Raw genomic sequence first — 8,685 nt, forward strand, 5'->3', positions numbered from 1 at the left:
AAGCGCGGAGCCTGCTGGCGATTAGCCAGGCCTAGAAGCGCACCATCGCCCCTGCCACGAGGCGCGCGCCGGTATGATCGGCCATGGGGCCTGCCGGAAGGTCCGCTTGCGCGATGTCGGTATCGCTGTAAGTGAGCGAGAGCACGAGCGGGGCGAGGTGATAATCTGCACCCAAAGCCCAGTCGGTATAGGCTCCTGCCGGGCGCAGGCGCTGTGCCTTCAACGGATCGTCAACCGAGCCGCTGGTTTTCCCGACATGGCCGAACACCGTCACCGGCATGCCCGGAATCCCGGCCTGCGCGTTGAGCTGGATGTAGAAATTGTTGCCGCCGATGGCATCCTGTGACGGGGCAAAGGCGGTCATCACGCCGATCTCGGCGGGGCCATAGGCGAGGTTGGCACCGGCCTGTCCTTCGACATAGGTGTTCTCTCCGGTGCTGCCCGGAAAGAGGCGGGCAACGCCCATGGCGTACCAGCGCAGCAGCCCCGATCCGCCGGTATAGCCTGCATGCAGGTCGACCCCGACATTGGCATCGCCGTGGCGCGGCGAGTTGCGAAGGGTCGTCACCTGCGCCCCCAGATCGAAGCTGGTGCCGACAGGAACCGACACATGGACCTGCGCGGCAGCTTTGCCGTCGCTCCAGCTGAGGCCGCGCACGCGGTAATCGGTGCTGAAGCCGCCCTCCACGGCGATGGCGTTCTGCGCAGCAGCGGGGCTGGCAATGGAGGCCATGGCGATGGCGCAGGACAGGGGAAACAACCGGACGGAAACAGGAAGAGGGGACGTGAAAATGGGATGTACTCCGCTGAGGGGTTGGGCGGGCCGCCTTGCAGCGTTCGTGCATGGCGACCCGCAGGATGCATTACCGGGTGCGGCACCTCGGTTTCGACCATTGGCAGGTGTCGATGTTGGCGCCGCGGGCATTGGCATCGGAGTTGTCGGCGAAGCTATTGTTTCCAGCAGCCGTCATGCACCCGCCAAGCGCGAGCGCAGCGATCAACGCTGTGACCATTTTCATGAAATTTCGTACTCCTGCGTTTGTTTTTCCGGTCTTGCGCCGGCCCTTCGCGATGGCATGACCGCGCGGGAAAGTCAGGTTTCAAAGTGTTTCAAAGTGTTGCTGAAGGGCGCGGGTTGGCGCTGCCGGGACAGCAACGACAACGCCGCGAGCCGTCGTGAGGGAAGGGCCTAGTCGACCAGCCCCTTGGCCAACTCCTCGCGATAGGCATCGAGGCTCACGTCGCGCCCGAGGAAGTCGCGCACCAGCTCGGAGGCGGGTTTGGTGCCGCCTTGATCGAGCACCGCCCGGCGATAGTCCGCCGCCGTCTGCGGATTGCGCAGACCCTCGGCGGTGAAGCGGGTGAACAGGTCGTCGGCGATCACCTTCGACCAGCGATAAGTGTAGTAGATCGCCGAATAGCCATCGAGATGGCCGAAGGCGTCCTGAAACTGCACGTAGTCGGGCATCGGCGCCATCAGATACTCGTTCGCCCAGCCGCGCGTGGCCGCGCCCAGATCCTCGGGCACCGGCTGCATATGGAACTGCAGCGAGACATTGGTGTAGCCAAGCTGCCCCATGTCGCCCGCACCCTGATCGAAGTAACGCGCCGCGTTCATCTTCTCGACCAGTTCGCGCGGGATCGTCTCGCCTTGCGCATTGCGGGCGAAGGTCGCCAGCGTGTCGTAGTCGTAGACCCAGTTCTCCAGCATCTGCGAGGGCGCTTCCACGAAGTCCCACTCGGTCGAAATGCCCGACTGGCCGAACCACTGCTGCGTACCGCCGAACATGCCGTGCAGCATATGGCCGAACTCGTGCAGCAGGGTGGTGACGTCGCCATGCTCCATCAGGCCGGTGTCGTGCATGCCCTTGGGCAGGTTCTGCACCAGCGCGCCGACCGGCACTTCGCCTGCCTCACCGGGGACGCCGGGGTAGATCGGGATCATGTTGGCGTGGGTATATTTGCCGGGGCGCGGGTGGTTGTCGAAGTAGAACCGTCCGATCACCGTGCCATCGGCATCGGCCATCTCGTAGGTCTCGACGTCCTCGTGCCAGACGGGCGTATCCCAGTGCGAGATGGTGACGCCGAACAGGTCTTCGGTCAGCTTGAGCACCCCGTCGCGGACCAGATCATAGGTGAAATACTGGCGCGCTTCCTGCGGGTCGTAGGAATAGAAATACTCCTGCGCCTTGGGCGCGAGCCAGCCGCTTTCCCAATAGCGGATTTCCGTCGCGCCGGGGCGATATTGCTGCAACACCTCGAGGTTGCGGGCATAGTCGCGCTCGGCCACGGGGCGGGCGATAGCGGCCATGTCGGCGATCAGCTTTTCGACCTTCTCCGGCGTGTCGAGCATCTTGTCCTCAAGCACCAGCGCCGCATAGTTGGGTCGGCCGAGCAGCTCGGCCAGCTCCTGCCGCAGGGTGAACATGCGCTTGAGCAGCGGATCATTCTGCGGATAGGCGCGCTGGGCGTAAACTTCCGAGAACCGCCGCCGCAGCGCGTCGCTGTTGGCATAGCGCATGACCGGGCGATAGTCGGGATAGGCGGTGGTGAGCGTGACGAGGCCGTCCTCGCCCGGCGGGTGCGCGGCGAGGAAGTCGGCGGGCAGGCCCTCCAGCTCCTCGGGCGTGGCGGTGATTCCGCGCTGATCCTCGGCGATGTTGCGCGCGAACTCGGTCGAGATCTGCGACAGCTCCTCGTTGATGGCCTGCACCCGCGCGCGGCCTTCGTCGTCCAGCGCCACACCCGCGCGCTGATAGGCGGCGAGCACATCGCCCAGCAGCGAGCGGGCCAGTTCGTCGGCCCCTTCGGTGGGGATCGCGGCGAGCCGGTCGTAGATCGGGCGCGACAGATTCAGCTCGCTGTCGATGGTGGAGAGGCGCACCTGACACGCCGCCCCGGCATTGCGCAGCTCAGGAGTGCCGAGCACCTGCTGGTACAGCGTGAATTCGCCTTGCCCTGCGTTGATCAGCGCCTTCATCTGGTCATAGGCGACCAGCGTCGTCTGGATCGTCGGCGCGTCCGTCGCGCTTTCGAGCAAGGCGCGGCGCGCTTCGATCGCGTCCATATAGCGGTCGCACTTGGCCTCGATCTGGGCCGGATCCTCGGCGTCGGTGAGGATCGTGCCCATGATCGCGCGCGTCTCGCTGGCGCTGGCAGGGGCGGTGAGCGACGTGGTAGCAATAGCAAGTGTCATGACGAACGACTTCATAGATGGCCCCGCTGCGGTGAAAAGTGGAAAGTCTGTTTCATTGGAAACCTTGCCGAGGTCCGTCAAGTGTGGGAGGCCTGCGGCAACGGGGTTTTCAGGAGGCTATCGACCGATGCGCTATTTCGCTTTGTTGGCCGCTCTGGTGGCGGCTCCGGCCATGGGGCAGGCCTCGCCCGAGCGCCTGCGCAGCGATGTCGAGACCATGGTCGGCTTCGGCACGCGCCACACGCTGTCCGAGACGCAAAGCGAAACGCGCGGGATCGGCGCGGCACGGCGCTGGGGCAAGGCGCAGTTCGAAGCGACCAGCAAGGCCTGTGGCGGCTGTCTTGAGGTGGTCGAGCCCGAGCGGGTGTTCACCGGCAGGCGCATCCCCGAGGGCGCGCTGATCCGCGACGTGGTGGCGATCCAGCGCGGCAGCGAGCGGCCCGACGAGGTCGTGATCATCATGGGCCATATCGACAGCCGCGTGTCCGACGTGATGGACGCGGTGAGCGATGCTCCGGGCGCCAATGACAATGCCAGCGGCAGCGCCCTGGTGCTCGAGGCGGCGCGGGCGCTCAGCCAGCAGCGCTATCCCTCGACCATCGTCTATGCGCTGCTCTCGGGCGAGGAGCAGGGGCTCTATGGCGGGCAGCTGCTGGCCGACTATGCGAAAGAGCAGGGCTGGACGGTGAAGGCGGTGCTGAACAACGATATCGTCGGCGGCTCCTGCGGCTCGGACGGGGTCTGCGACAATGCCCATGTGCGGGTGTTCTCGGAAGGTTTGCGCGCCGATGCCAGCGAGGAGGACGCGGCCCGGATGCGCTCGCTCGGCGGGCAGGACGACAGCCCCAGCCGCAACGTGTCGCGCTGGCTGGACGGGCTGGCCGACGATTTCGTGGGCGGTCTCGACGTGCGGCAAGTTTTTCGCGCGGACCGCATGGGGCGCGGCGGCGATCACCTGCCGTTCCTCGCGCTGGGCTTTCCCGCCGTGCGCTTTACGGTCGCGATCGAAGACTATCAGCACCAGCATCAGGATTTGCGGGTTGAGAACGGCGTGACCTATGGCGACACTATCGATGAGATGGACTTTCCCTATCTCGCCCGCGTGACCGACCTCAATATCCGCGCCGCCGACCGGCTGGCGCGCGCGCCGATGCCGCCGGTGGTTTCGGCTGACGGTCTGGTGCGGCCCGATGTGCTGCTCGAATGGGAGCCGGTGGCGGGGGCGGCGCTCTATCGCATCTGGCGCCGCGCGACCGACCAGCGCGACTGGCAATGGCGGATGGACCTGCCTGCTGACCCAGCGGCGGACCTTAATTCCGTGGTGCTCGCACCCGACCGCGGCGATGACTGGATTTTTGGCGTGAGCGCGGTCTCTGCGGATGGAGCGGAAAGTCCGGTCTCCAGCGCGGTGCCGGGTGGCCAGTTCGCGCCGCTGGCGGCGGGACACTAGCGCTCGTCATTGCGAGGAGCCGGAGGCGACGCGGCAATCCAGCTCCTGACTTGCCCACTGGCGATGGATTGCTTCGCCTGCGGCTCGCAATGACGGGGCGGGGTCTTCGCTCGACACTTGGGCGGCGTATGACTAGGGCTGAACAATGAACCGTCGTCGTAGCAACAAAGGCCTGCCCAGCAAAGAGCAGGTCATGGAATTCATCCGCACCTCCGAAGTGCCGGTGGGCAAGCGCGAGATCGCCAAGCACTTCCGCCTCACCGCGCAGGACAAGATCCTCTTGAAGGCGCTCCTGAAAGACATGGCCGAGGAAGGCCTGATCGACGGCAGGAAGAGCGCCTATCACCGCATGGGCGGCGTGCCCAAGGTGACGGTGCTGCGCGTGGTCGATATCGAGGGCGGCGAGGCCATCGCCATTCCCGATAGCTGGCAGCCCGACGATGGCGCGCCGCCGCCGCGTCTGCGGGTGCTCGAAAAGAAGGGCCGCTTCGCGGCGCTGCGCAAGGGCGACCGGGTGCTGGCGCGCACCGAGGAGGCCGGGCGCGGCATGGTCGCGCACCCGATGAAGAAGCTGCCCGCGCGCGAGAATTCGCTGCTCGGGGTGATCGAGATGGACAATGCGGGCGGCGTCTGGCTCGCGCCGGTCGACAAGCGCATTCGCAATTCGTCGCGGGTGTCGGATCGCGGGCAGGCCGAGGAGGGCCAACTGGTGCTGGCCGAGCCGGTCGGGCGCGGTGCTCGCGCGACGGTGAAGGTGGTCGAGGTGCTGGGCGATCCGCTGGCGCCGCGCTCCTATTCGCTGATCGCGATCCACAAGCACGGCATCCCCAGTGTATTCCCCGAGGAGGCCATCGGTGAGGCGCAGGCGGCGGCAAAGCTCCCGCTCAGCGAGGACAAGCGCGAAGACCTGCGGCATCTGCCCATCGTTGCCATCGACCCGGCCGACGCGCGCGACCACGACGACGCGATCTGGGCCGAGCCCGACGATAAGGGCGGTTTCCGCGCGGTGGTCGCCATTGCCGACGTGTCGTTCTATGTCCGCCCCGGCGGCGATCTCGACCGCGAGGCGAGGAAGCGCGGCAACTCGGTCTATTTCCCCGACCGCGTGGTGCCGATGCTGCCCGAAGTGCTGTCGGCTGACGTGTGTTCGCTCAAGGAGGGAGTGGACCGCGCGGCGATGGCCTGCCACCTGATGATCGCTCCCGATGGCAAGATCACCGACTGGCGCTTTACCCGTGCCTTGGTACGGATCGCGAAGGTGATCGCGTACGAGGATGCGCAGGCGATTATCGATGAACAGTCCGATCCCGTTCGTGTCGAGCGCAGTCGAGACACTGCTGCGGGCGTCTCGACTGCGCTCGACGCGAACGGTCTGGCCGGTGCGCTCCAGAACCTCTGGGCCGCGTGGAAGCTGCTGGCGGCGGCGCGCGATGCGCGTGATCCGCTCGAACTCGACCTGCCCGAACGGCGCGTGGTGCTGGATGCAAAGGGCCGCATTGCCGATATCGTCGTGCGCGAGCGGCTCGACGCGCACCGGGTGGTCGAGGACTTCATGATTTCGGCCAACGTCGCTGCCGCCAAGGCGCTGGAAAGCAAAGCCTCGCCAGTGGTTTACCGCGTGCACGAGCCGCCCACCCGCGACAAGCTGATAGCCCTGCGCGACTATTTCGATTCCATCGGCAAGAAGCTCGCGCTGGGGCAGGTGATCACGCCGGGCCTGTTCAACCGGATGCTCAAGGACATTGCCGATCCGGGCGAAAAGGCGCTGGTGATGGAGGCCGTGCTGCGCAGCCAGACGCAGGCCTATTACGGGCCCAAGAACGCCGGGCACTTCGGGCTGGCGCTCGGCTCCTATGCGCACTTCACCTCACCGATCCGCCGCTATTCCGACCTCTTGGTCCACCGCGCGCTGGTCGACACCTTCGGGCTCGAACAGCCTGCCCCCAAGGGCGCGATCCCCGACAAATCGGGTCTGGCCGAGCAGGACCGGGCCGATCTTTCAAAGATCACCGATGCGATCTCGCAGACCGAGCGCCGCGCGATGGAGGCCGAGCGCGACACCATCGACCGCTATGTCGCGGCATGGCTGTCGGGCAAGGTCGGCGAAGTGTTCCGCACGCGGATCACGGGCGTGCAGAAGTTCGGCTTTTTCGCCACCATCGTTGATCTCGGCGGCGATGGGCTGGTCCCGGTCTCGACCCTGGGCCGCGAGTATTTCTCTCACGATGAGGGCGGCCACCGGCTGGTCGGCGAGGGCAGCGGCACGGTCTATGCGGTCGGCGACATGCTCGAACTGCGGCTGGCCGAGGCCAACCCGCTTACCGGCGCGCTGAAGTTCGAGCTGCCCGAGGGCGGTTATGGCGGCCAGCGGGTCGAACCGCGCGGCAAGCGACCCGAGAAGAAGGTCCGCCCGAAGCGCGACCATCAGGGCAAGCATCAGGTCGGACAGCGCGGGCGGCCCGGCAATATCCGCCATCAGGGGCGCGGCAAGAAGAAGTAGGCGTCAGCCTGCGGGCCGCGTCCAGCTCTGGGGCCAGTGGTGAAAATCGTGACCCATCGCGATCCGCCCATCAGCTGTGAAGCAAAGTAGCGCAAATTCAGGCGGGTCCGGCCAGCCAAACCAATCGCGAGAGATGATGAACCAATGTTCGTCGCCCTCGGGGCGATAGGCCTCAACCGTGTCACCGAAGCGACGGATCAACGGGAATCGCGCGTGGATGTCGCCAGCATAGCTTGCCGGGTCTTGCCAGGTGAGCTGCACTTTGCGCAGGCGACGGAAGCTAATCAGCGCGCGCAGGTCGTCGGCCAAAGTCTGGCCATACCCATCCTTTGAGGATGCCGATCCAAGGGCAACTTCGCGCAGGCCCTTACACCAGCGCGCCATCATCAGCTCAGCCGTTCAAGGTCTTCCGGGCTCATCCCTCCGGGGACGATAAACAGCGGGCAGGGCAGGCTGCCCGACCGCGCGGTGAAGTGCGAGACCAGCGGCCCCGGCGCGCCTTCCGCTGCCGCGCCCAGCACCAGTGCGGCGATTTCGGGGTGCTCGGCGAGATAGTCGGAAATCGCGCCTTCCTCGTTGGTGCGCACGGCGATTTGCGGCATCTTGCCCATCTCGTCGAACAGCTCGCCCGCCGCGCTGGAGGCCAGCACCTCGGCGCGGTCGCGCGCTTCTTCCTCGATGGTGGCCTGCACCCCGCCGAAAGCGTTGAAGCCCTGTTTCGGAACCAGTGCAAGAATTTGCACAAGACCGCCCGTCTTGGCCGCGCGCCGTGCAGCAAAGCGCAGCGACACCCGCGATTCTTCGGTTTCGTCGACAATGGCCAGATAGACGCGCATGATGATGGTTCTCTTATCCCCCGAAGCCCGAATATCGAACCAAATCGGTGTTTGCGCAAGATGCGATAGGCCAGACTGCCGCTGCCCCTTGCTTGGCGGGCGCAAATTGGCCAGAGGGGGGGGCAGCGACAAAATCCAGCAGGGAAACGCTCCAGACCATGCCGATTGCGATCAAGATGCCCGCCCTTTCCCCCACGATGGAAGAAGGGACCCTGGCCAAATGGCTAGTAAAGGTGGGCGACACCGTCTCCGCCGGTGACATCATGGCCGAAATCGAGACCGACAAGGCGACGATGGAATTCGAAGCTGTGGATGAAGGCGTGATCGCCCACATCCAGGTCGAGGAAGGCGCCGAGGGCGTGAAGGTCGGCACGATCATCGCCACGCTCGCCGAAGAGGGCGAGGACGCCGGTTCGGTTGCGCCGATGGGTGAGGGCGGGGCAGAGGCCAAGTCTGCTCAGGCCAAGCCCGCTGAAGCCCCGGCCTCGGCGCTGGCCGAAGAAAAGGACAGTGCTTCGACAAGCTCAGCACGAGCGGATTCAGGTGGTGGTTCGAAGGCCTCCGGCGACCGCATCATCGCCTCGCCGCTCGCCAAGCGCATTGCCGAGCAGAAGGGCGTCGATCTTGCCGGTGTGAAGGGCTCCGGCCCCAACGGCCGCATCGTGAAGGCCGACGTCGAGAACGCGCAGCCCGGTGCCGCAGC

8 protein-coding genes are annotated in these 8,685 nt (G+C 65.9%); 4 read left to right on the plus strand and 4 right to left on the minus strand.

From position 1 onward, the window contains the following. Positions 1–31: 31 nt before the first annotated feature. Positions 32–733: a TorF family putative porin gene (locus tag D2V17_RS02455; RefSeq protein ID WP_191229038.1), complete on the minus strand. Its 702-nt coding sequence runs from the start codon at positions 731–733 to the stop codon at positions 32–34. Here D2V17_RS02455 and D2V17_RS21675 point away from each other — a divergent pair. Continuing rightward, positions 732–1,193, plus strand: coding sequence for a hypothetical protein (locus tag D2V17_RS21675; RefSeq protein WP_245978457.1), 462 nt, complete (start codon positions 732–734; stop codon positions 1,191–1,193). The genes D2V17_RS02455 and D2V17_RS21675 overlap by 2 nt on opposite strands. Here D2V17_RS21675 and D2V17_RS02465 read toward each other — a convergent pair. Next, positions 1,190–3,196 carry a M3 family metallopeptidase gene (locus D2V17_RS02465; protein WP_191229039.1) on the minus strand — a complete coding sequence of 669 codons (2,007 nt, stop codon included), beginning with the start codon at positions 3,194–3,196 and terminating at the stop codon, positions 1,190–1,192. The genes D2V17_RS21675 and D2V17_RS02465 overlap by 4 nt on opposite strands. A gap of 127 nt (positions 3,197–3,323) precedes the next feature. Here D2V17_RS02465 and D2V17_RS02470 point away from each other — a divergent pair, with 127 nt between their 5' ends. Both D2V17_RS02470 and rnr read left to right on the plus strand, forming a co-directional pair. Beyond that, on the plus strand, positions 3,324–4,646 hold the full coding sequence (locus D2V17_RS02470; RefSeq protein ID WP_119591560.1) for a M28 family peptidase: 1,323 nt from the start codon (positions 3,324–3,326) through the stop codon (positions 4,644–4,646). A gap of 145 nt (positions 4,647–4,791) precedes the next feature. Further along, on the plus strand, positions 4,792–7,146 hold the full coding sequence (gene rnr, locus D2V17_RS02475; protein WP_119591561.1) for a ribonuclease R: 2,355 nt from the start codon (positions 4,792–4,794) through the stop codon (positions 7,144–7,146). Positions 7,147–7,149: 3 nt separating this feature from the next. Here rnr and D2V17_RS02480 read toward each other — a convergent pair whose 3' ends face one another. Continuing rightward, on the minus strand, positions 7,150–7,533 hold the full coding sequence (locus tag D2V17_RS02480; RefSeq protein WP_119591562.1) for a hypothetical protein: 384 nt from the start codon (positions 7,531–7,533) through the stop codon (positions 7,150–7,152). Continuing rightward, positions 7,533–7,982 (minus strand): adenine nucleotide alpha hydrolase family protein, encoded by a 450-nt coding sequence (locus D2V17_RS02485; RefSeq protein ID WP_119591563.1) that lies wholly within the window; start codon positions 7,980–7,982, stop codon positions 7,533–7,535. The genes D2V17_RS02480 and D2V17_RS02485 overlap by 1 nt, the downstream gene beginning before the upstream one ends. A 158-nt stretch (positions 7,983–8,140) precedes the next feature. Between D2V17_RS02485 and D2V17_RS02490 the strand changes: the two genes are divergently transcribed. Further along, positions 8,141–8,685 (plus strand): biotin/lipoyl-containing protein (locus D2V17_RS02490; RefSeq protein ID WP_119591564.1); only part of this gene is annotated, 545 nt, incomplete at its 3' end.

The sequence above is a fragment of the Aurantiacibacter xanthus genome, from assembly GCF_003584015.1.
Classification (GTDB): Bacteria; Pseudomonadota; Alphaproteobacteria; order Sphingomonadales; family Sphingomonadaceae; genus Alteraurantiacibacter; species Alteraurantiacibacter xanthus.